Here is a 22,517-nt window from a genome sequence, read left to right on the forward strand (position 1 = left end):
CGCTCTGCAAAAATGGCATAGTACGATTTTTTACTTGAGAAATAAATCCACATAATAGGAACAATTGTATGAATATTGGGATCTACATTTATGATGATGCTGAAGTGCTTGATTTTTCGGGTCCGTTTGAAGTGTTCAGCACCGCAAAGCGTTTAGCTAACAATGATTGGCAAGTAAGTTTAATAGCACAGACTAACGGCCCTGTGAATGCGCGTGGCGGATTCAGTGTAAACCCCCATTACAACTTTGCTGATTGCCCAGAACTTGATGTGTTTATAGTGGTTGGTGGCGACCATACGCATGAGCTTGAAAAAAGCGCAGTGATTGAGTGGTTAACCCACACCGCATCCACAACAAAACGGGTTGCGAGTGTCTGCACAGGCGCATTTTTGTTAGCTAAAACAGGGCTGTTATGCAAAAAAAATGTCACAACTCATTGGCAGGATCAAAGTGATCTCGCTGCTATGTTTAAAGACTTGACAGTGATTGCCAATAAACGTTGGGTAACCGATGGAAAATTTACCACGTCTGGTGGTATTTCTGCAGGCATTGATATGAGCTTAGCGTTAGTGGCAGAGCTGATAAATAAAGAGCACGCTTTATTAACAGCAAAACAAATGGAATACGCATGGCTATAGTGTTTCAGAAATAAACTGTGTCACGAACTGTTTTAGACAAACCGCTTTTTTACTAAGTAATCGCCCGCTTGGCCAAATTGCATATATCTCTCTGCTTTCACCACGCCATAAAGGGAGCACTTGCTTGAGTTGTCCACTTTTAAGCTCATCTATAATCTCAAAGCGTGGTAACAACGCCACACCTTGGCCATCACAGACTAAGTATTTCACAAACCCGGCGTCGTTAAATGTGCTAGCAAACCGGCACATGTAAGTCTGTGTTTCGCCTGTTTTTAGGTTGTTTAGTTGCCATTTATTTCTGAGCGTCGTGCCTATAAGCCGGTGTTGCCTTAAATCTGCTGGGGTACTGAGTGAGGGAGCGTCACTTAAATAGCGCTCTGTCGAGACAAATAATGTATCGACACTGCCTAGTTTCTTTTGTTGGTAGTGTGAATCAGTTTGCGGACCAATACGAATAGCGATATCTGCTTGGTTTTTACTGAGATCGTCACGTTGGTTGTTTAGCAGTAACTCAAGTTGAATTTCTGGGTAGTGTTTCGTGAAGGCAAGCCACATAGGTTTTAAAAATCCATGGCTAATATTCAGGGGGGCGAGTACTTTTAGCTTGCCCGTTAATTTCGCTTTTTGATCGTTTAATTGATGGTGAATTTGCTCAAATTGCTCCACTAACTCTACGTAGCTTTGAAAGTACACTTCGCCAACGTGAGTTAATGTGCATTGCCTTGCAGTACGATTTAATAGTTTTTCACCAACGCGCTGTTCAAGCCGTTGTAATCGCCTTGAAACTGTTGCTGCTGGTACAGATAGGTAATCGGCTGCTGCTGTAACTCCGCCTTGTTTAACGATATGTATGAACAGTGCAATGTCATCAATCATCATTTCATTTATGCAATCATAGTTTGTTTATATTGTTGTTTTTAGCATTTTTGTAATTGTTTATCATGTTTTTTATGATTCACTACTTGGTATAAATATGACCTTCCTTCAATTTATTCAGGCGATAGTTATTGGCCTTGTTGCCACGCTTTTAATTGATATATGGAGTTATTTTTTAAAAAAGTGCTTTAACCAGACTACATTAAACTTTTGCTTTGTTGGGCGTTGGGCCCTTACTATGGCATCGGGGCAATTTAAACATGTCGATATTGCTGCCAGTGAAGCTAAAGAACGCGAATGTGTTGTTGGTTGGATTTTGCATTACATCATCGGCGCCCTATTTTCTCTGTTTTTTGTGTTATTAATTGGTAAGGAATGGATGACTTCACCGCTATTTTTACCTGCCTGTTTATTCGGATTGTTCAGCACGGTCATGCCATTTTTTGTTATGCAACCTGCTTTAGGATTAGGAGTTATGGCTGTTAATACAGCTAAGCCAAACCAAGCACGTTTGAAAACTCTCACCACCCATTTATTATTTGGTGTAGGGTTATATTTATCAGCTCAATTTGTGTTGTTTATTTAGGAGTTATTGATGGACGCAAAACATTGGCATAATCGTTGGGAAAATAATGAAATAGGATTTCATGAAGGGGATGTTAATCGTTACCTGGATCAGTATTTTACCAACTTGAGTTTGCAACCTGGCGATACCGTATTTGTGCCTCTATGTGGCAAAACGCACGATATTCATTTTTTGTTAGCCAGCGGCATGAAAGTTGTGGGCGCTGAGTTAAGTGAAATTGCAATTAAGCAGCTTTTTCAAGAATTAAACCTCACACCAGAGATTACTAACCATGGCACACTAACGTGTTATCAGAGCGCTAATTTAACTGTGTGGGTGGGAGATATATTTACATTGACTCCTGAACAACTTGGTACGGTAAACGCTGTGTATGATAGAGCGGCATTAGTGGCATTGCCATTATCAATGCGAGTACGTTACACGCAACACATTTTACAGTTAGCCAATAAAGCGCAGCAATTGGTTGTGTTGTTTGAGTATCAACAGAGTGAGTTTTCAGGTCCTCCATTTAACGTTACTGCCAACGAGCTTCATCAGCATTACGACGCGTATTATCAATTAACCTTACTTTGTCGAGAGCGATTAGAAGGGGGGCTTAAAGGGAAAATACCCGCAATGAATGCTGCATGGTTGTTAAGTTAGTACTTACAAACTTTTGGTGTGTAAAATCACACCTAAGCTGTGCATTTATGTGGCTGGTTATTGAACCTCTGTGCGTGCACTATACATAACAACGTAAGTAAGGAGCCCGTTTATGCAAAAGCCACGCGTCTTTTTTGTTTCTCATGGTGGCGGCCCAATGCCACTATTAGGCGATGCCAGTCATGCTGATATGGTTACCTGTTTGCAATCTGTTGCAGCAAAAATTAAAAAGCCATCAGCTATTTTGATGATCAGTGCCCATTGGGAAGCCAACCCAATAAATATTACCTCTTCCGCTGCGCCTGAGCTTATATATGATTATTATGGATTTTCGGATTCTGCATATTCTATAGAATACCCATGTCTCGGTGAGCCAGTGCTTGCTGAGCAAGTTCATCAAGCACTCACAACTGCACATATTGACAGTGAGTTGAACTCCACTCGAGGCTTCGACCATGGCATGTATGTCCCTTTGAAGATAATGTACCCAGACGCAGATATACCTTGCGTGCAGTTGTCGTTGCACCCTAGCCTATTACCAAACGTGCATCTAGCAATAGGCGAAGCGCTGCAAAACCTGCATTACGACAACCTATTGATTATAGGCTCAGGGTTTACTTTCCATAATATGCGCGCTTTTTTTACACCGGAAACAGCCGAAATCAAAATGCAAAATCTCGCTTTTGAGCAGTGGCTTGTTGATGTGTGCGGTAATACATCGCTTACAGAACAACAGCGTCACGCTAAGTTATTAGAATGGCAAATGGCGCCAGCAGCACGCTTTAATCATCCTCGTGAGGAGCATTTGTTACCACTGCATGTGTGTTACGGAGCCGCTAGTCGACCATGTAGTGATATATATGAACTGCGTATTGCTAATAAACATGCCAGTATGTTTTTGTGGGATGATTAAGTTCAACCCCCCTGTTTATACGATAAAAACTCAGATTTTATTAACTTATTTTGCTACGCTAGGTTAGTTAAAACCAAGGGATAACAAAATGAACTTAATAAAAACATCAGCCCTCGCGTTTGCCGTTGTTGCAGGTTTGGGACTACAAGCATGCTCAAGTACTGAGCAAGCCAATACAACCACAACAGTGAGCGCAAACTCTAATCCTCTTTCGCTTGAGCAAATATACAAAGACAAAGACTTTAAAGCACAACGTAGCACCTATTTCACATGGCTCGACGACGGCACGGGTTACACAGTGCTTGAAGAGCGTGAAAGCGATAAAAACAAACAAGACGATAAAGCCAAAGACGATGAACATGGTGTAAAAGGCAACGACATTGTTTTTTATAATGCCGATGGTACAAATCGAAAAGTGCTTGTTAGCTACGAAAAACTGATCCCAGAAGGCGAAAAAGAGCCGTTAACCGTTGAAAGTTATCAGTGGTCAAAAGATGGCAAGTGGCTGATGGTGTTTACGAATGGTGAGCAAGTTTGGCGTTCACGTAGCCGTGGTGACTTTTGGCTTTTAAACCTAGAGACAGACTCGCTGTATCAATTAGGTGGTGAAAACGTTGAAGCTAAAAAATTAATGTTCGCAAAGTTCTCACCAGATAGCTCTAAAGTGGCCTATGTGCGCGACAACAATATCTACATGGAAAAAGTAGGCAGCAAAGCGGTTACTGCATTAACTACCGATGGCAATGACACCCTCGTTAACGGTAACTTTGACTGGGTATACGAAGAAGAGTTTACTATTCGAGATGGATTCCGTTGGAGCCCTGACAATAAATCTATCGCCTATTGGCAGCTTGATACCAGTGGTGTGAAATATTTCACTATGATCAATAACACCGACGAGCTTTATCCGACACTCAAAGAGTTTCCGTATCCAAAAGCGGGCGAAATGAACTCTGCCGTAAAAGTCGGTGTGGTAAGCTTAAGTGATAAAAAAACGCGTTGGGCAGAACTGGGTGGCGATAACCGTGACCGTTATATCCCACGTATTAGCTGGGCTGGCACGGGAGAGTCATTAATGATCCAAGATCTTAATCGCCCGCAAAGCCACAACAAAGTGTGGTTATTTGATTGGAAAAAGCAACAGCTAACTAAAATTCTTGAAGACAAAGACGATGCATTCATCGAGTGGTTCTATAAAGCTAACTGGTCAAAAGATGGCACATTCTTTATTTGGCACAGTGAGCGAGATGGATGGCGTCATCTTTATCGTGTTTCACGTGATGGCAAAAGTATCATTGATTTAACGCCGGGCGAATACGACATTATTGATATGTTGGCGTTAAACGAAGATAAAAATGTGATGTATTTCACAGCTTCACCTGATGATCCGGGCCAGCGTTATTTATTTCGTACATCGCTTGATGGAAGCACAAAACCGATGCGTGTAACGCCAGAGTCATTTGATGGCTCTAATAGCTACTACATGTCGAAAGACACATCATGGGCAATGCATACCTACTCTAAGTTTGGCACACCCCCCATGAAAGAAATCATCAAAGTAAGTGATCACAGCAATGTGAAAACCTTAGTTGAGAATAAAGCGCTAAAAGAAAAGCTTACAACTGAACAATTACCAACACACGAGTTCTTTACAGTAAATGCCCGTGATGGTGTTGAGCTTGATGGTTACATTATGTTCCCTGCTAATATGGATAACAGCAAAAAGTACCCTATCGTATTTTATGTATACGGTGAGCCATGGGGTTCTACAGTTCAAGACCGCTGGGAAGGCAACAGTTACTTGTATAAGTCGTACTTAACACAACAAGGCTTTATTGTTGCCTCGGTTGATAATCGCGGTACACGTGCGCCGAAAGGCCGAGATTGGCGTAAATCAATCTACAAAAAAATTGGCTCAATCACTGTGCGTGACCAAGTGGATGCACTTGATGCAATGGCAAAGCGCTGGGATGTAATTGATACCGACCGTGTTGGCGTATGGGGTCACTCAGGAGGCGGCAGCTCAACACTTAACTTGTTATTCCGCCATGGCGACAAGTACAAAGTGGGCATTGCTTCAGCCCCAGTCCCTGATATTCGCTTGTACGACACTATCTATCAAGAGCGTTATGCTGGTAATCCAAATACGGATCCTGAAAGTTACGACAATACCTCGCCAATTACTTTTGCCAAAGACTTGCAAGGTAAATTGTTGCTGATCCACGGCACTGGCGATGACAACGTGCATTACCAAGGTTCAGAACGTTTAATTAACGAATTAGTTAAGCACAATAAACAGTTCGAGTTTTTCTCATACCCGAACCGGTCTCACAGCCTGCGTGAAGGTGAAGGCACGACTCTGCATTATCACACGATGATGGCTAACTTCTTTGAAAAGCATTTACTCAAGCCGTAATTCAGCTTTTAGTAAAAGCCGCAGCTTAATAACTTAAACTGCGGCTTTTTTATGCAAGCTGTAAACCCCCGTTACAGGTTACGAGGTTCGAGTTGCTATAGATGAAAGCCTAGGCTCAAGCCACTATTAATAACGTTGGTTATTATTTTTCGCCTACAGTATAAGGTGTTTCAACGCGTTAAGAGTGAATTGGCAATAGCCTATGAGTTTGATTAAAACATACCATTAAAACCCAATGAGCATACTTTTAGCTCACACCGTACACCCTGCCCTATTTTTGTGAACTGATTGCACCGCAATGGTGAATTAGATAACACTAAAATCGATGTTTTAATTTATCTTGCTGATTTATATTGGTTATTTTTTTTGGCACACAATATGTATTAATGAACATGAAATACAAAATCCGGCTATTTAACATTCATTAAATAGCGCTACGGCAAAGAAGCCCACTCAATAACAGAAACGAACATTCTGTTATTGAGTGGGTTTTTTTTTGCTTAAAGCTCGGTAAGGCAACGGATTGGTTCGTCTTTTTTAGGCGGCTTTGTGATTAATTTATAACAACAAGAGTAATAAAAATGAAACTAAAGCAATTAACGTTGCCTGTTTTAGTCGCCGTGTTTGCAAACCAAACTTACGCAGCTGTTGAAACCGAAGTGGGCACTCTGAGCACAGACTTTAGGTTACGCTACGAATCGGTTAATCAAGACAACGCCTTAAAGGATTCATCAGCACTTACGCTGCGCAGTTTAGCTAATTTTAAAAGCAAAGCGGTGAGTGGCATATCCGCTTTTATTGAGTTGGAGAATACACTTGCCCTCATTGATGATTACAATAATGGGATTGGTGAAGGCACTGAATATTCAGTGATTGCGGACCCAGAATCAACAGAAATTGATCAAGTATACTTGGCATATAATAGCGAGCAATTTGCAGCTAAGTTCGGTCGACAAGTTATTACCTTAGATAACCATCGATTTGTTGGCCATGTAGGCTGGCGGCAAGATAAGCAAACATTTGATGCGCTAAGTGCTAAATACGAAAAAGACGCTATCAACGTCAGCTATGCATATATAAATAAACGCAACCGTATTTTTGCGGATGAAAAAGATGTTGATTCGAAAGATCATCTGCTCAATGCATCATTAAAAACAGAGCTCGGTAAATTAACGGCTTATGGGTATTTGCTAGAGAGTGATAATAATACTGATAATGCACTGGATACATACGGTGTGCGCTTAGTCGGTAAAAAGATGTTAGCAAAACTCCCTGTTTCTTATGCGGCAGAATATGCGTTGCAAACTAATGAAAGTGGCGCAAATAGTGTTGATACGACTTATTTACTCCTTGAGAGCGGTGTAAAAATAAGTGATATCACTTACAAACTTGGTTATGAGTCGTTAGGTTCGGATAACGGCGAACAAGCATTTCAAACTCCCCTTGCTACCTTGCATAAATTTAATGGCTGGACAGATCAATTCTTAGTGACACCATCAATAGGGCTGCAAGATTTTTATGCCAGTGTGTCTGGTAACGCACTTAATGGTAAATGGAGCCTTATTTATCACGCCTACTCTTCAGATGAATCAATCGTTGGCTATGACGACCTAGGCTCAGAATTTGATGTCATGTATAGCACGTCTTTCAGTAAGCAATATAGTGTCGGCGTTAAGTATGCAACTTATATGGCCGGTGACGAGATTTTTGCGAAAGTCGATACAAATAAGTTTTGGGTGTGGGTTGCAGCAACGTTCTAGCAAACCCTACTAACACGAGATGATTGAGGAAAATTTATGTCTACACCAAAAAAGATAGTTGTTGTTGGCAATGGAATGGTTGGGCATCACTTTGTCGAGCAATTACATAGCTTAAACAGTGAAGCTCAACCTGTTGAAATCACAGTACTCAGCGGTGAAAACCGACTTGCTTATGATCGCGTGCATTTATCTGAGTATTTTGCGGGAAAAACAGCTGATGACTTAGCGATGACCAGCGAAAATATTTATCGACACTGGGGTATAAACTTTCACTTAGGTGCAAAAGTTACTCAAATTGATAGTCATAAACAAACGGTGACTACAGTATCAGGTGACATCTATAGTTATGATAAGTTAGTACTTGCTACAGGTTCGTACCCATTTGTACCGCCTATTCCTGGTAAAGATAAAGAACACTGTCTGGTATATCGTACTATCGATGACTTAGACGCTATTTCAGCGTCAGCAAAAGTGAGTAAAGTTGGTGTGGTGATTGGGGGTGGGTTGCTTGGTCTTGAAGCTGCAAACGCGTTAAAGCAACTAGGCTTAGAAACTCATGTTGTCGAATTTGCTTCTCAATTAATGGCGGTGCAAGTTGATGCTGGAGGCGGAAAATTACTTAAAGAAAAAATAGAAGAGCTTGGCGTGCATGTGCATACCTCTAAAGCAACGCAAGAAATTCAAGCGGGTAAAGAACGTCGGTATCAACTTTACTTTAGCGATGGTGACGTACTTGAAACTGATCTTATTTTATTTTCTGCTGGCATTAGACCCTACGACACGTTAGCCAGAGAGTGTGCTTTAGAGGTAGGTGAACGTGGCGGTATCGTAATTAATAACCAATGCCAAACGAGAGATAAGAATATTTATGCAATTGGCGAATGTGCGCTTTGGAATAACTTTATATTTGGCCTAGTAGCTCCAGGTTACACAATGGCTCGAGTTGTTGCGAACCACATTGTGCTTGGTGATGAGTCTGATGAGTATTTTACAGGCGCAGACATGAGTACAAAGTTAAAACTGATGGGCGTTGATGTAGGTTCAATTGGTGATGCCCACGGACGTACCCCCGGGGCATTAACTTATACCTATGAAAATCAGCCTCTTGGTGTGTACAAAAAAATGGTTGTTAGTGCTGATAAGTCACGTTTGTTGGGAGCGGTGCTGATTGGTGATACATCAGACTACGACAGTCTATCGCAGTACATGCTTAATGATATTGAGTTACCGAAGAGCCCCGAATCACTTATTTTACCTTCATCTGGAGAAAAGCCGCGTTTAGGTGCAGATGCCTTACCTGCTTCAGCCTCTATTTGCTCGTGTTTGAATGTAACTAAAGGCGATATTATCAGCGCGATTGATACTGGTGCGACAAATATTACATCGGTGAAGTCGTGTACTAAAGCTGCCTCAGGTTGTGGGGGGTGTGCGAATCTTTTAAAAAATGTGGTTGATAGTGAGCTTGCTGCACGAGGCGTTGAAATCAAGACAGATATTTGTGAGCACTTTGCGTACAGTCGCCAAGCATTATTCGACATTATAAAAGTACAAGGTATTAAGAGTTTTTCTGACTTATTAGCTGAGTATGGAAAAGGTAAAGGCTGTGAAATTTGTAAACCAACGGTCGGCTCTATTCTGGCTTCTGTCTGGAATGACTACGTCCTAAACCCACAACATGTAGCGCTGCAAGATACCAATGACACCTACCTTGCCAATATGCAAAAAGATGGCACTTACTCGGTTGTACCAAGAATTCCTGGCGGGGAAATAACAGCTGATAAGTTAATTGTAATCGGTCAAGTCGCTAAACAATTTGGTCTTTATACCAAAATAACCGGGGGACAACGAATTGACTTATTTGGTGCTCGGGTTGATCAACTTCCTCTTATTTGGCAGCAATTAATCGACGCAGGCTTAGAAACAGGACATGCCTATGGTAAGTCGCTCAGAACCGTTAAATCTTGTGTTGGTAGCACATGGTGTCGTTATGGTCAGCAAGATAGCGTCACAATGGCGATAAACCTTGAGAATCGTTACAAAGGGTTACGAGCGCCACATAAAATTAAATTTGCGGTTTCTGGCTGTACTCGCGAGTGTGCAGAAGCGCAAAGTAAAGACATTGGTGTTATAGCAACTGAAAAAGGCTGGAACCTTTATGTATGCGGTAATGGTGGAATGAAGCCACGTCATGCAGATCTGTTTGCCACCGATTTAGACAGTGTCACGTTAGTCAAATACATCGACCGCATTTTGATGTTTTATATTAAAACAGCCGATCGACTGCAACGTACCTCTGTATGGCTAGAAAATATGGAGGGCGGTTTATGTTATCTAAAAAAAGTGGTAATTGATGATGAATTATTAGTTGCAGATGAGCTTGAAGCACAAATGGCACGAGTTGTTAATACCTACCAGTGTGAATGGAAAACGACACTCGAAAACCCTGAATCATTAAAACGTTTTCGTCAGTTCGTAAATAGCGATAAACAAGATGTAAATATTCAATTTGTCGAAGAGCGAGGGCAAATTCGTCCAGCGAAATTAGAAGAAAAACGCGAGTTAGCATAGGAAATAATTATGAGTAATAGCAATCAAAATTGGCAACCTGTTTGTGAGGTTTCAGATCTGGTTATGGATTCAGGCGTGTGTGCTCTCGTGCGCGATAGTAATCTACAAGAACAACAAATCGCGCTGTTTTATATGCATTGTGAAATGCAGAAAAAGCAGGTCTATGCTGTTGGTAATTATGATCCGATTGGTAAAGCAAATGTACTTTATCGTGGTTTAGTTGGGTGTACTGATGAGCAAATTTTTGTCGCATCACCGCTTTATAAGCAACGGTACTTGCTCAGTGATGGCCGCTGTTTAGATGATGACAGTATCAAGTTGCCAGTATATGACGCACGTATTAATGGCAATAAAATTGAAGTGTTGCTTTAACTGAAAACAGTTTTCAGAAGCACCTAGGAGAATGAGATGGTTTCTCACATGTTTACCTTTACCAATACGGCATTTAAAAGGGTAATGAATGTACATAATGAACTTCTTAACAAAGTTAAGTTGGCCGCTTCACATACTCAAACAAAACGTTTAAACATCCAGGGTTGTAAAAAGGGACAAGTTTATTTGATTGGTGCAGGCTCTGGCGATCCAGAGCTGTTGACCATGAAAGCACATCGCATACTTCAACATGCTGATGTGATTTTGGTTGATTGTTTAGTCAGTAGCGAGTTACAGCAGTATTTCCCGTCAAATGTGGAGGTTATATTTGTAGGTAAGAGGCAAGGTTGCCATAGCATGCCACAAGCTAGTATTAGTCGTTTATTAGTTGAAAAAGCACAAGAAAATAAAATAGTTGTTCGTCTAAAAGGTGGGGATCCTTCTATTTTTGGGCGCTTATCAGAAGAAACAAATGCGCTTGCTGAACACCATATTCCATTTGCGATTGTACCGGGTGTGACAGCTGCGAGTGCTTGTAGTGCTTATACCGGGATCCCCTTAACTGATAGAACATGTTCGCAATCGGTGCAGTTTGTTACCGCCCACTTCAAAGATGAACAACAACAAGCAAATTGGTCCCAGCTTGTTGCTGCAAAACAAACCTTAGTGTTTTATATGGGGTTAACGCGTGTTGACAGTATCGTGAAGCAGCTGATTGAACACGGTATGAAACCTAATACACCGATAGCAATAGTTGATAAAGGAACGTTAGCAGAACAAAAAATATGTTGCCAAACACTGGCAAAAATTAATGTTGAACACGCACTTAAAGACTTTACAGGGCCTGCTTTAGTCATCATTGGTGACGTAGTAAATCAGCGTAAAGATGTAAATTTAGCAATGTTAAAGGCAGACTACTTTGTTAAAGAAAGAGTGCCGTGGCAACTGCCATTTTAATTCGCTTTTTTAAATTTTGCGCGACAGCATTAAAAATGCTGTCGCAATCAATTGCTCCTCGAAGAAGTATAAGCTGGAAGAGCTAAATTTTCGGATAATTTCAGTGTTGATTGAGTACTCTAAATCAACGCTAAATGTTAGCGACCTTGGCAACGATGTTATTGGCGACTTCTATTAAAGTTTGGTTTTGAGACATCGCTGTTTTTTGTAACAACTGATGCGCTTGTTGCTCGCCTATTTTAGAACTTTGCATTAAGAGTATTTTGGCTCTGCCAATGACCTTTTGCTCATGCAGTGCTCGCTTTACATTCTCTAGCTCGTTCGTCATGTGATTAATATGGTTTGCTTGTTCACAAATTAAATCGTAAAACGATTTGTGACCAGTTCTAACCTCTCTCTCTTGTTGTTCTAAGACACCCATCTCTATACCATGTAATCCAGAAAACTGGTGATCAAATAGCATATTAAAACTTGAATCAACCGTGTTATCCTCCGCGATTTTTTCCATTAATACATTATGATTTGATATTTCTCCTTTTGCTTCTTCTATACGGACTTGAACCTGCTCCATGAGTCGAGAGGTCAGCATATTTTCAATGTTTTGTAATCCATCAATTCGTTTCGTAGCAACTTCATACCACACTTCACCAAGCTCGGGAGTATAGCTATTCGTTTCGGATAGCGCTTTGAACATTGTTCGAAGTTTATTGATATCACTTGTCAGTTCAGATTGTTTTAATGTTTTCCATACAGATTGCTCATCGGCTGCTGCAAACTCTAGGAACCGCTCAAAAATATCGTGTTGCGCACGTTCCAGCTCTTGCATTTTAGATAAAATATTTTGATCTTTCTGTTGCTGTGAAAATCCAATTGCACCCAGCGCGCGCTCTTGTCCCGCTAATTCTTTGCCCTGAATAAAGTTGAATAATGCCACTAACGTTTTTGTGATTGACGCATCATTAGATACATCAGCCGCCTCAAAAATAAGGTTTATTATTTTGCCAATTAAACGGCAATACGCATCAGTTGATTTGAGTGGCGTGACATCTTGTTTTTGAATTTGTTTGCGCAATGTTGGCAACTGATCAAGGCATTGAGACGCTAATGTAATCGATGTTAAAAGCCTTACCTGAGTATGCATTGAATCACTACTTAAGAACTTTGATTTTAAGCGTGCTCTTAGCGCCTCCTCTGCATCTGAGGTGTGCTTAAATTGTAGAGGTAAGTGTGCTTTATACGCTGTACCTTTGGACCCTAAATAGACGTTTGCTGTTCCTCGTTCTCTTTGAAGTTGATGAATCATACATGTAGCAGCCATGACAATCCTGCAATTTGATGCTAATGCATACAAACTATTGAGCTCGGCATGTTTCGCTGCGAGTAGAAATTGTTTCGTACTATTTGATGGTGTCGACATATATTAGGGACTACATAGATAGAATAGTTTTGTTATAAGCAATTATTATTCCCTGTGTAAAAATACGCCTTTTGAGAGTTTGCTCTGTGTTATTTGGATTTTTATTAAACGCAACTACCTCGCCTGTAAATGGGGTTTACAGTTCAAGAAAAAGCGAGGCAATTATTTATTATAGTCACGGCTTAGGCTTATCACTGTAGTGCTCATAATCACCCATTCGCCCCAAATTGATGCGTTTTATGCTCCAAAGTAAAGCAAGTGTTAATTTTTAATTTTGTGTCTTTGACTTTTACTAATTTATATATTTGAAATTTAATGGCTTTTATTGGTTTTCTATTGTTGGCATATAACTTGTTTAATTAGTTGTGAACAGTTGCACTGACTGTGACAATTGGAAATGTAAAGGACAATGGCGTCCGCAATCTGCTCTTCTAAAAGAGTCGATGCGGGCGTTTTTTTTTGCCTGGAAAATAGTCACATTTTAACTGTGAAATTAACATAAAAATTAACTATCAAAGGTGAATAACATGGCTTACTTGTTACCAAGTGATTTCGTTACAAAGATGGTGGATGCTGGCGAATCAAAAATTTATATGTCCACGCGTGACACGATTATCCGTGCCTATATGGCAGGTGCTATTTTGGCATTAGCTGCTGTCTTTGCAATTACTGTTGCGGTGCAAACGGGGGTCTTTCTGATTGGAGCAATTCTTTTTCCGGTCGGTTTTTGTATGCTTTATTTAATGGGGTTCGATCTTCTAACGGGTGTCTTTATGTTGACTCCATTAGCTTGGCTTGCGCGGCGCCCTGGGGTTACTTGGCCGCAAATACTGAGAAACTGGGGGCTTGTTTTTGTAGGTAACTTTGCAGGTGCTTTAACTGTGGCAATTATGATGTCGTTTGTTTTCACTATGGGTTTTAACACTGATGGTGGTGCAATTGCCGCTAAGGTATCCAGCATCGGTGAAGCACGTACTCTAGGCTATGCGAAATATGGTTTTGAAGGCTGGATGACCATCTTTATACGCGGCATGCTGTGTAATTGGATGGTGTCAATGGGGGTTGTAGGAGCAATGGTGTCTACGCATGTCAGTGGTAAAGTCATCGCGATGTGGATGCCGATTATGCTGTTCTTTTTCATGGCGTTTGAACATTCCGTTGTAAATATGTTTTTATTTCCGTTCAGCCTAATTATGGGGGGGGATTTTTCCGTTGTTGATTATTTAATTTGGAACGAAATTCCAACCGCGCTTGGAAATCTAGTTGGTGGTCTCGCTTTCACTGGACTCACTTTGTATACGACGCACTATCGCACAAAACCAAAACGCAAGTTAACGGAAACAGCTGCACCGATGGGCGACAATGTCATTGCAAAATAGTTAAACCAATAATGCGTAAAAATAGGCAAGAAAAGTTAACAATGACTTCGCATGTAATAGCAAAATCCCATTCATTGAAAGGGTTGAAACTGGTCAATCAGGACAGCGTAAAATGTTACATCCCTACGTTAGATGGTAAACGTTCGAAAGGTGTAATTGCTGCTATTGCAGACGGTATAAGTAGCAGCCAGGTTAGTCAGTATGCGAGTGACTTGGCTGTTACGCTTTTCTGTGATGAATATTTACGAACTAGTGATGTATGGTCACCTGCAAGGGCTGGCAGAAAAGTACTTGAAGTCATTAATCTGCAGCTGCTAGCAAAGACACAATATAGTCGGTATAGGGATAATTTTGATCACGGATTTGTATGCACCTTTTCTGGAGTGATCATAACCGAAACGAGTGCTTGCCTATTTAACTGCGGTGATTCAAGTATATTCCATATTCAAGGTAATGAGATTGTTTGTTGCAGCAAACAGCACCGTGCTGCCGATGAGTTTGATCATCAATATTTAAGTAATGCACTGGGCATTAGGTCTAATTTGCAGTTAGATATTCAACATATCGCGCTCAGTGTTGGCGATTACGTTTTACTCGCAACGGATGGAGTGACAGAATTTGTTTCTCCGCAGATGTTACTAAATTTCTTTAAAGGCTGTTGCACAGAAAAGCAACTGCAATACGCATGTGAAAAAGTCACGGCGTTTGCTCAAGCTAACGGCAGTGACGATAATCTTACTATCCAAGTTATTAAACTATTAAAACACCAGCAAGTAGAGAGCTCAGATTACTCAGACGAAGGGTTTTTACCTGTGGTAAACGATCTGAAAGTGGGTGATGTCGTAGACAATTTTAAGCTTATTAAACAGTTGCATAAGAGCGATAGGAGCTCTTTATTTAAAGTTCAAGACATTGGCACAGGATTAAACGTTGTCATGAAAGTTCCATCGGTGTCTTTGCAATCAGATATTAATTACTTAGATGAACTCGCCAAAGAGGAGTGGTTAATTGCCAAGGTTAACCACCCTAGCGTTGTTAAAGCAGTGTCGCCCTCTAAACGACACTTTTTTTATACTTTAACCGAGCTAGTTGAAGGTATTACCCTTCGGCAATGGCTTAACGATAATGGTCGGGCAAACTTGCAACAGGTGCGTGGTTGGTTAACTCAGCTTGTATCGGCCGTGGGCGCATTACATAGTAAAGGCATATTGCATCAAGACATTCGGCCCGAAAATATAATAATCGATTGTCATGGCAATCTCACTTTATTAGATTTAGGTTCTGCAAGTCTGCATGGGTTACAGTTTAATCAAATTGAGGGGCATGTACCGGGTGACATGTTGTATAGTGCTCCTGAGTACTTTTTAGGTGATTGGCCTGATTCAACGAGTGATTTGTTTGCTCTTGCTGTCATTACCTACCATATGTTAAGTGGTGACTACCCTTACGGTGTTTCTGTTGCAAAATTATCTAGTACAAGACAATTGGCAAAACTTCAATACAAGCCTCTGATTCAAAAGAACTTAAAAATTCCGGTTTGGGTCGATGCTGCAATTAATAAAGCATGTCGCCCTGATATGCAAAAAAGGTATCAAAGCTTATCTGAGTTCCTATTTGATATGCATAACCCTAACCCAATCTACAGTAGAAAATTACCACTACTTGAGCGAAATCCAGTGCTATTTTGGCAACTGGTCTCATTATTTCTAGCGTTCGTTTTAATTGCTCATTGGGTAAATTGAGATGGGTATTAAAAAGTAATGAAGGCTGATGCTTTACCAAAGCGTCCGTATCACGATACGTGAATTCCACTTTAATGGTGGAGCCCTATCAATACAAGCACGTTTAATGGCTTGGTTATAAAGCTTGAAAAGCATGCATCTGAAAAGTACAGGCTGTGAATAGCGATGCCGACCACACCGAGAATACAGAACAATCAGTCAGGGGGGGTTAGACGGTTATTTTAAATGCCATCTCAGCGACCTTATTTTTGATTTAAAAGAGTGGTTACCCACTCTATAGCAATACGTTGAAATCGCGTCTCAAAGCGAGACTTATCGGGTATGTAATAACAAAGCTGTGATTCTACAGCATGGCTCTTAAAGTGTGTGAGTAACCCTGCATCAACATAGGGTTTGACCAACGTGTTTGAGCAAAATACAGCGCCATTATTTGCCAATGCTTGTTGAATACCAAATAACTCCTGATCAAACGACTTAATCTCGAACTGCGATGGGCTTTGGTTGTTTTTAGTCAGCCACTCAGTGAGAGGGGGCGCAGCTAATGCGTTGTTTTTCCATTGACTAGTGTACAAAGTAACGTGCCCATTTAGCCAAGGCGCGCGCTGGTGCGTGCTTGCAGCAAAGACATTAAAAGCCTCATATTTTATGATATCAGCTTCGTTGATTTCTTCTTTATTCCCAAGTCTAACGGGTAAAGTATGCAATTGTTTATCCAGCGCTTCACTGGTTGATATATCGAGCGTTAATTGTGGATACTGTGTGTTTAGCGTATGTAAAGCAGGTATTAGCCTCATTGCGGCAAGCGATGAGGTGGTTGTTATCCGAATGTGGTTATTTGCTTGGCTTAGCGTGTCTAGCGCATCAAAAATTAGTTTAAACCCTTTTGAAGTGCTCAGGCTCAAGTATTCACCCGTTTCAGTTAAGGTGATTTTTCTTACTTCACGATGAAATAAATCGGTGTTTAAACGACTTTCGAGGTTACTTATATGATGTGAAACTGCGGTAGGCGTAATCGCAAGTTCTGCAGCTGCAGCTTTAAAACTGCCCAAGCGCGCAGCCGACTCAAAGGCTTTTAAGGATTGTAATGATACTTGCATAAAAAACTCTCGCAGATTTATAGCTGAGTATAACTTACTTATAGTGAATTTTAACTCGTTTGTTAAAACGCCTCAATTTATTGATGATACCCATACATTAACTAATGAGGTTTTACTTATGACTACCCTTCTACATATTGATGCTAGCGTACGTGCGGCAAAAAATGATAATTCAAGCCATGATTCAATTTCAAAGAATATTGCTAAACATTTTATAAGCTGCTTACAAAATACTAATGCAATAGCTGAGTATATCTATCGTGATGTAGGGATTCACCCGCCTTCTTTTATTACTCAAGCGTGGATAGGTGCCGTGTTCACACCGGCTAATAAGCAAACCATAGAACAACAAGCGCTGCTTGCTGAGTCAGATGAACTTATTAATGAAGTCGCTAAGGCCGACACTATCGTGATCTCAACTCCTATGTATAACTACGGTATGCCCGCGCAACTAAAAGCATGGTTTGATCAAATAGTTCGCATTAACAAAACTTTTGATTTTGACTTAGGACGTGGTGATTTTCCTTTAAAACCGCTGCTAAATGGTAAACGCTTAGTGATCATTACCTCTACAGGCGAGTTTGGCTTCGAGCAAGGTGGGATACGCGAGCATATGAGCCATTTAGTGCCTCATCTACGCACGATGAGTCTGTATTTAGGCGTTGAGAAAATCGACGAAATTGCCAGTGAATACCAAGAGTTTAATGATGAAAGGCATCAGCGTTCACTCACTAACGCCTATGCAAAAGCTGAACAAATAGCACTGAGTTTCTATAAATAGCCAGCGCCGCATTAAGCGGCGTATTTAGTCAATTTGTAATGGGGGTTTACACGCGTTGTTTAGTGCATTGCTATCCAACAGAAATAAACACCTCAACCTCATCGCTACTTTTATAAAACTCGTAGTCAGTTTTATAAGCGCGAATGTGTGGGCACTGCTCATTACTAAAGTATTGCCAAACTTGACCCCATACATCAATCACTGCGTGTGGCATACTTCCTTGACCATTAAAGCGAAGATAATGCCCTGCAGCCAGATCAACGGACTCTGTTTCTACCGTGTTTATCGGGGTATTAGTACAGGCATATACATCAAAGTCACCGGTGACATCTGATTCGTAATGTGTATACACACCGTAAACCTGGCTTGTTGAGGTCAGTTCTGGTGCTATTTCGCTATAAAAACGTTGCCATAAATGCCCTATTTGAGCGCCCTCGCCACTCATTTCATTCGCGTTACACGTGCGCACTTTAAAACCTGAAAGTGATTTTATTTCGCTAACGTTTATTGAGGTAATGTGCTGTTCCATCGCTTGAATCCATTTTTAATTGCTCCCGATAAAATACCAGACGATGACCTAATTAGCCTCTTTTTTTATAAAGGTTATTTAAAAAGGTATTTTTATCATTGCCCCTTTTATGAACAAAAAACAGTCATAGCATCGAGTTCATCATCAGGTTAAGATGGATTAAAACTATAACGAAATCAGCAGGTGTTTAATGAATAAAATCAATGCGCTTATCTACTTTTTAGCATTCAGTAGTGGCTTTTGTATAATGGGGATTGAATTACTCGGTGGGCGAATTTTAGCCCCATTTTTTGGTAGTAGTGTGCATATTTGGGGCAGTATTATTACTGTGTTTATGTTGAGCTTATCAATTGGTTATTTGCTTGGCGGTAAACTTTCTACTCGCAACCCTACATTAACCAAATATGGCGCTATCTTTTTTATTGCCAGTATTATGGTGATACCAATTGTTATGTTTGCTGAGCCAATTATGGCTTTTATTTTCAGCCATATCGAAGACAGTCGTTACGGTTCTCTGCTTGCCTCAATGGCATTGTTTTTCATTCCAACTATTATTTTAGGCATGATCTCGCCATATTCGGTGCGGTTATTGGTTACCGATCATGAAAAAAGTGGACAAGTGGCTGGCGGGTTATATTTTGTGAGTACATTAGGCAGTGCGCTGGGCACTATTATCACTTCGTTTTATATGGTGCTGGCATTTGATGTTAATGACATTATTAAAACATTTGCTGCTGTACTCGGTGCTTTGGGATTACTTGCTATTGTTGTGAGTCAGCTTTCGGTTAAGGAGCGTGCTGTATGCTTAGAGTCTTAATATGGTTAGTGTTAATCATGCCATTCATTGCACAAAGCAAGGTAATACACAAAGAACGCTCTTTGTATCGCAACATTTTGGTTGAGAAAAATGCTGACTTACTGTGTTTAAAATTTAATGAAAAAACCCGTAAAAGTACGCAAAGTTGTATGTACCAAAGTGACCCTAAAAAGTTAGTGTTTAATTACACTAAAATGACCTTCGCAAGTTTATTATTTATTGATAATCCAAAGAATGTGCTCATTATTGGATTGGGGGGTGGCACACTTTCTAACACCATTCATGAACTCTACCCCAATGCACATATAGAAAATGTAGAAATTGACCCTGCGGTGATTAAAGTTGCACGCGATTATTTTGATTTTGTTGAAACCGACAGCGTGACATCAAAAGTGCAAGATGGACGCATTTTTATAAAACGTGCGGCATTAAAAAAACAAAAGTACGACTGGATTATTCTCGATGCCTTTAACGGCGACTACATTCCTGAGCACTTACTTACAAAAGAGTTTTTTGCTGAAGTAAAAAGTGTTCTGACCAACAATGGCGTTGTTGCCGCAAACACCTTTTCATCAAGTAAGCTTTATCAGCACGAGTCTGCAACCTATTTTGATGTCTTTGGTGATTTTGTAAATGTAGTGACAGATAAAGATTCTAACCGGATAATTTTAGCGGGTTTTCATGCCATGCCCACAGAGCAACAAATTGCTGAGCGGGTAAAGCGTTTAACGCCAAAATTAGCCCCTTATGATGTCGATATGCAGTTGCTTAGTGAGCACTTGTTTTATACTAAAGGCAACCAAGACTGGCCAAAAGACACCAAGGTCTTAACGGATCAATATTCACCAGCAAACTTGTTAAATTATCAATGATCAAACTCATCTTCTCTCTATTTCTTTTTGTTAGCTCTGCTGTGATAGCAGAGCAACCTGCATCGACAACAGTTTCACCTAGCCAGCAACAACTCGCAGCGTTACTCAGTCAAAATAAAGGAAAAGTGGTGCTATTAGATTTTTGGGCGTCGTGGTGCAGCCCTTGTCGTCGCTCGTTTCCGTGGCTTATTGAAATGCAAAATACGTATCGTGAACAAGGGTTGACGGTTATTGCGGTTAACATTGATGTAGAGCGCGCAGATGCTGAGAAGTTTTTAACTGATTTTGCGGTTAATTTTAATATCATTTATGACCCCGATGCTGTCATAGGCAGGCAATATCAACTCAAAGGGATGCCCAGCAGCTTTTTAATTGATAAAGAAGGGATAGTCCGCTACCAACATACGGGCTTTGTAATTGATAAGTTAGACCAATATGAGCAGCATATTAAAACGTTAATCGCACCTTTGTGAACTGACAGGTTATTATTTTCGTTGTTTCGGTTTTTTCGATTAGTTCTATCTGTTTTATAAAATGCATTAATATTTACTTAGCATGCTAACTACACTAAAATAGTTAGCATGCTAAGTAAATGGAGTGCATTATGTCCTCTTCTATCCCCTTTCATGAAACCCTTGATCTAACCTTGTGCGGAAGCATGGGGCGTGTACATCGTTTATGCCGCGATGCCGTTACATTTGCGGTTGAGCCTTTAGGTTTAACGCAATCGCGCTGGACGGTAATGATTCATTTATTTCACTTGAATCAAGGCTGCACACAGCAGCAATTGGCGAGTAGTTTAGGCATTGAAATGCCGTCACTAACACGCACTATTAAGCAGCTTGAGCAGCAAGAGATTATTGTACGCAAGTCAGATACCGAGGATAAACGCAGTAAACGCCTTCATTTCACCGAACAAGGTCTACAATTATTAGACACCTTGCGCGTTATTATTGCTGATGTGAAACAACACTTGTATGCAAATTTAACCACTGAGCAGCTCGATACCATGGCGCATGGTCTTGTGCAAATGGAAATAAACGCGCGCCAGTGCATCAAGCAATATTCAGGAGATAAGTAAGTTTATGACACCGGATCAAAAATTTGCCCGTTATGTAAAAATCTCCTTAGCGGGTTTTATTGTTTTATTTCTTTATTTTGTGGTTGCTGATTTATTCATGCCTGTAACTCCGCAGGCACGCGTGTATCACCCTGTTGTACAGGTAACGCCACAAGTCAGTGGGCGTGTAACGGATGTGTTCGTAACCAATAACCAGTCGGTTGTGAAGCAACAACCATTATTTCATATTAATGATGAGCCTTTTAAGCTTGCCGTACAGCAAGCCGAACTTGCTTACGATGATGCAAAGTTGCAAAACCAACGCTTAGATAGCAGTGTTAAAGCGATTGAAGCACAATTAGCAGCGGCAGAGGCCAAGTTTCATGAGCAAACCTTGTTGTTTGAACGCGGCGAATCACTTCTTAAAAAGCGCTCTATATCAGAGCAGGAATACGAAACGATTAATGCGAATTATCAGTCGAGTAAAGCGAATGTGGCAGCGATTGAAGCGCAGCTGAGCGAAGCTAAATTAGCGCGTGGTAAAATGGGCGATGACAACCTAGCGCTTCGTCACGCCTTGAACCAACTAGAGCAAGCAAAGCTTAATTTGTCTTATACAAGTGTTACAGCAGAGACCGATGGTAAAGTGGCGAACTTGCAAGTTACGCCAGGTACTTATGCGAATAAAGGCCAGCCATTAATGGCGGTTGTGGCTAATAAAGCGGATCTTGTCGCTGATTTTCGCGAAAAATCACTCGTTCATGTGCAGGTTGGCAGCCGTGCAAAAGTCAGTTTTGATGCCCTACCCGGCAAGGTTTTCAATGCAAAAATTATCAGCTTTGAGGCCGGTGTGAGTGATGGTCAACTTAATGCTAATGGCTTATTAAGTGCCACTGAAAGTAGCAATCGCTGGGTCCGTGATGCACAGCGTCAGCGTATTCATCTGCAATTAGAGCAACACGACATGCTGGCTAAGTTTCCAAGTGGCGCACGAGCAACGGTGCAACTATTGCCTGAGTCAAGCATCGGTAGCTGGTTTGCGGGCATGCAAATCCGTTTGATCAGTGTTTTGCACTTCATATATTAAGGTTAAGT

At 40.8% G+C, this 22,517-nt stretch carries 21 protein-coding genes; 17 read left to right on the top strand and 4 right to left on the bottom strand.

What is annotated here, in order from left to right:
- The first annotated feature begins 68 nt into the window (after positions 1–68).
- A complete protein-coding gene (locus BM378_RS01640) occupies positions 69–638 on the top strand; it encodes a DJ-1/PfpI family protein (RefSeq protein WP_074988397.1) in 570 nt (189 codons plus the stop codon).
- On the opposite strand, the gene BM378_RS01645 is transcribed toward BM378_RS01640, so the two are convergent.
- A complete protein-coding gene (locus BM378_RS01645) occupies positions 633–1,517 on the bottom strand; it encodes a LysR family transcriptional regulator (protein WP_083422850.1) in 885 nt (294 codons plus the stop codon). The two genes, BM378_RS01640 and BM378_RS01645, sit on opposite strands and share 6 nt — an antisense overlap.
- Before the next feature lie 94 nt (positions 1,518–1,611).
- On the opposite strand from BM378_RS01645, the gene BM378_RS01650 reads away from it, so the two are divergent.
- The 8 genes from BM378_RS01650 (at position 1,612) to cobA (ending at position 11,728) form a co-directional block, all read left to right on the top strand.
- The gene (locus tag BM378_RS01650) at positions 1,612–2,100 is read left to right on the top strand and encodes a DUF2938 domain-containing protein (protein ID WP_074988401.1); all 489 of its coding nucleotides are present in this window, start codon (positions 1,612–1,614) and stop codon (positions 2,098–2,100) included.
- A 9-nt stretch (positions 2,101–2,109) separates the two neighbouring features.
- Complete coding sequence (tmpT, locus tag BM378_RS01655) at positions 2,110–2,742, top strand: thiopurine S-methyltransferase (RefSeq protein ID WP_074988403.1); 633 nt, start codon at positions 2,110–2,112, stop codon at positions 2,740–2,742.
- Positions 2,743–2,854: 112 nt separating this feature from the next.
- Entirely contained in the window at positions 2,855–3,655 is an 801-nt protein-coding gene (locus BM378_RS01660; protein WP_074988404.1) for a DODA-type extradiol aromatic ring-opening family dioxygenase, read from the top strand.
- Positions 3,656–3,743: 88 nt separating this feature from the next.
- Positions 3,744–6,071, top strand: coding sequence for a S9 family peptidase (locus tag BM378_RS01665; RefSeq protein WP_074988406.1), 2,328 nt, complete (start codon positions 3,744–3,746; stop codon positions 6,069–6,071).
- A gap of 581 nt (positions 6,072–6,652) precedes the next feature.
- Positions 6,653–7,831: an alginate export family protein gene (locus BM378_RS01670; RefSeq protein WP_074988408.1), complete on the top strand. Its 1,179-nt coding sequence runs from the start codon at positions 6,653–6,655 to the stop codon at positions 7,829–7,831.
- A gap of 36 nt (positions 7,832–7,867) precedes the next feature.
- The gene (gene nirB, locus BM378_RS01675) at positions 7,868–10,399 is read left to right on the top strand and encodes a nitrite reductase large subunit NirB (protein ID WP_074988409.1); all 2,532 of its coding nucleotides are present in this window, start codon (positions 7,868–7,870) and stop codon (positions 10,397–10,399) included.
- Between the two features lie 9 nt (positions 10,400–10,408).
- Positions 10,409–10,771 (top strand): nitrite reductase small subunit NirD, encoded by a 363-nt coding sequence (gene nirD / locus BM378_RS01680; protein ID WP_065979192.1) that lies wholly within the window; start codon positions 10,409–10,411, stop codon positions 10,769–10,771.
- A 36-nt stretch (positions 10,772–10,807) separates the two neighbouring features.
- Positions 10,808–11,728, top strand: coding sequence for a uroporphyrinogen-III C-methyltransferase (cobA, locus tag BM378_RS01685; protein ID WP_074988410.1), 921 nt, complete (start codon positions 10,808–10,810; stop codon positions 11,726–11,728).
- A 130-nt stretch (positions 11,729–11,858) separates the two neighbouring features.
- Here the strand turns inward: cobA and BM378_RS01690 are convergent, their stop codons facing one another.
- Entirely contained in the window at positions 11,859–13,046 is a 1,188-nt protein-coding gene (locus BM378_RS01690) for a nitrate regulatory protein (protein ID WP_177222564.1), read from the bottom strand.
- Between the two features lie 626 nt (positions 13,047–13,672).
- Here BM378_RS01690 and BM378_RS01695 point away from each other — a divergent pair.
- Positions 13,673–14,524, top strand: coding sequence for a formate/nitrite transporter family protein (locus BM378_RS01695; protein WP_065979195.1), 852 nt, complete (start codon positions 13,673–13,675; stop codon positions 14,522–14,524).
- A 41-nt stretch (positions 14,525–14,565) separates the two neighbouring features.
- Entirely contained in the window at positions 14,566–16,266 is a 1,701-nt protein-coding gene (locus BM378_RS01700; protein ID WP_074988570.1) for a bifunctional protein-serine/threonine kinase/phosphatase, read from the top strand.
- Positions 16,267–16,508: 242 nt separating this feature from the next.
- Here BM378_RS01700 and BM378_RS01705 read toward each other — a convergent pair whose 3' ends face one another.
- A complete protein-coding gene (locus BM378_RS01705; RefSeq protein ID WP_074988414.1) occupies positions 16,509–17,363 on the bottom strand; it encodes a LysR family transcriptional regulator in 855 nt (284 codons plus the stop codon).
- Positions 17,364–17,481: 118 nt separating this feature from the next.
- Here BM378_RS01705 and BM378_RS01710 point away from each other — a divergent pair, with 118 nt between their 5' ends.
- Positions 17,482–18,144, top strand: coding sequence for an FMN-dependent NADH-azoreductase (locus BM378_RS01710; protein WP_074988571.1), 663 nt, complete (start codon positions 17,482–17,484; stop codon positions 18,142–18,144).
- Between the two features lie 70 nt (positions 18,145–18,214).
- Here the strand turns inward: BM378_RS01710 and BM378_RS01715 are convergent, their stop codons facing one another.
- Positions 18,215–18,673 (bottom strand): GyrI-like domain-containing protein, encoded by a 459-nt coding sequence (locus BM378_RS01715; RefSeq protein WP_227006868.1) that lies wholly within the window; start codon positions 18,671–18,673, stop codon positions 18,215–18,217.
- A 190-nt stretch (positions 18,674–18,863) separates the two neighbouring features.
- Here BM378_RS01715 and BM378_RS01720 point away from each other — a divergent pair, with 190 nt between their 5' ends.
- The 5 genes from BM378_RS01720 (at position 18,864) to BM378_RS01740 (ending at position 22,509) form a co-directional block, all read left to right on the top strand.
- Positions 18,864–19,490, top strand: coding sequence for a fused MFS/spermidine synthase (locus BM378_RS01720; protein WP_036972611.1), 627 nt, complete (start codon positions 18,864–18,866; stop codon positions 19,488–19,490).
- Entirely contained in the window at positions 19,475–20,362 is an 888-nt protein-coding gene (locus BM378_RS01725) for a spermidine synthase (RefSeq protein WP_074988416.1), read from the top strand. The genes BM378_RS01720 and BM378_RS01725 overlap by 16 nt, the downstream gene beginning before the upstream one ends.
- Complete coding sequence (locus BM378_RS01730) at positions 20,359–20,835, top strand: TlpA disulfide reductase family protein (RefSeq protein ID WP_074988417.1); 477 nt, start codon at positions 20,359–20,361, stop codon at positions 20,833–20,835. The genes BM378_RS01725 and BM378_RS01730 overlap by 4 nt, the downstream gene beginning before the upstream one ends.
- Positions 20,836–20,966: 131 nt before the next feature.
- On the top strand, positions 20,967–21,443 hold the full coding sequence (locus tag BM378_RS01735; protein WP_074988419.1) for a MarR family winged helix-turn-helix transcriptional regulator: 477 nt from the start codon (positions 20,967–20,969) through the stop codon (positions 21,441–21,443).
- A gap of 4 nt (positions 21,444–21,447) precedes the next feature.
- Complete coding sequence (locus tag BM378_RS01740; RefSeq protein ID WP_074988420.1) at positions 21,448–22,509, top strand: HlyD family secretion protein; 1,062 nt, start codon at positions 21,448–21,450, stop codon at positions 22,507–22,509.
- Positions 22,510–22,517: the final 8 nt, after the last annotated feature.

Origin of the sequence: Pseudoalteromonas lipolytica (assembly GCF_900116435.1) — a bacterium.
Lineage (GTDB): Bacteria > Pseudomonadota > Gammaproteobacteria > Enterobacterales > Alteromonadaceae > Pseudoalteromonas > Pseudoalteromonas lipolytica.

Bases quoted from the DNA above. Each gene is read 5' to 3' on its own strand.
- BM378_RS01640 (WP_074988397.1), top strand. From the start codon at position 69: ATGAATATTGGGATCTACATTTATGATGATGCTGAAGTGCTTGATTTT.
- BM378_RS01645 (WP_083422850.1), bottom strand. From the start codon at position 1,517: ATGATGATTGATGACATTGCACTGTTCATACATATCGTTAAACAAGGC.
- BM378_RS01650 (WP_074988401.1), top strand. From the start codon at position 1,612: ATGACCTTCCTTCAATTTATTCAGGCGATAGTTATTGGCCTTGTTGCC.
- tmpT (WP_074988403.1), top strand. From the start codon at position 2,110: ATGGACGCAAAACATTGGCATAATCGTTGGGAAAATAATGAAATAGGA.
- BM378_RS01660 (WP_074988404.1), top strand. From the start codon at position 2,855: ATGCAAAAGCCACGCGTCTTTTTTGTTTCTCATGGTGGCGGCCCAATG.
- BM378_RS01665 (WP_074988406.1), top strand. From the start codon at position 3,744: ATGAACTTAATAAAAACATCAGCCCTCGCGTTTGCCGTTGTTGCAGGT.
- BM378_RS01670 (WP_074988408.1), top strand. From the start codon at position 6,653: ATGAAACTAAAGCAATTAACGTTGCCTGTTTTAGTCGCCGTGTTTGCA.
- nirB (WP_074988409.1), top strand. From the start codon at position 7,868: ATGTCTACACCAAAAAAGATAGTTGTTGTTGGCAATGGAATGGTTGGG.
- nirD (WP_065979192.1), top strand. From the start codon at position 10,409: ATGAGTAATAGCAATCAAAATTGGCAACCTGTTTGTGAGGTTTCAGAT.
- cobA (WP_074988410.1), top strand. From the start codon at position 10,808: ATGGTTTCTCACATGTTTACCTTTACCAATACGGCATTTAAAAGGGTA.
- BM378_RS01690 (WP_177222564.1), bottom strand. From the start codon at position 13,046: ATGGCTGCTACATGTATGATTCATCAACTTCAAAGAGAACGAGGAACA.
- BM378_RS01695 (WP_065979195.1), top strand. From the start codon at position 13,673: ATGGCTTACTTGTTACCAAGTGATTTCGTTACAAAGATGGTGGATGCT.
- BM378_RS01700 (WP_074988570.1), top strand. From the start codon at position 14,566: ATGACTTCGCATGTAATAGCAAAATCCCATTCATTGAAAGGGTTGAAA.
- BM378_RS01705 (WP_074988414.1), bottom strand. From the start codon at position 17,363: ATGCAAGTATCATTACAATCCTTAAAAGCCTTTGAGTCGGCTGCGCGC.
- BM378_RS01710 (WP_074988571.1), top strand. From the start codon at position 17,482: ATGACTACCCTTCTACATATTGATGCTAGCGTACGTGCGGCAAAAAAT.
- BM378_RS01715 (WP_227006868.1), bottom strand. From the start codon at position 18,673: ATGGAACAGCACATTACCTCAATAAACGTTAGCGAAATAAAATCACTT.
- BM378_RS01720 (WP_036972611.1), top strand. From the start codon at position 18,864: ATGAATAAAATCAATGCGCTTATCTACTTTTTAGCATTCAGTAGTGGC.
- BM378_RS01725 (WP_074988416.1), top strand. From the start codon at position 19,475: ATGCTTAGAGTCTTAATATGGTTAGTGTTAATCATGCCATTCATTGCA.
- BM378_RS01730 (WP_074988417.1), top strand. From the start codon at position 20,359: ATGATCAAACTCATCTTCTCTCTATTTCTTTTTGTTAGCTCTGCTGTG.
- BM378_RS01735 (WP_074988419.1), top strand. From the start codon at position 20,967: ATGTCCTCTTCTATCCCCTTTCATGAAACCCTTGATCTAACCTTGTGC.
- BM378_RS01740 (WP_074988420.1), top strand. From the start codon at position 21,448: ATGACACCGGATCAAAAATTTGCCCGTTATGTAAAAATCTCCTTAGCG.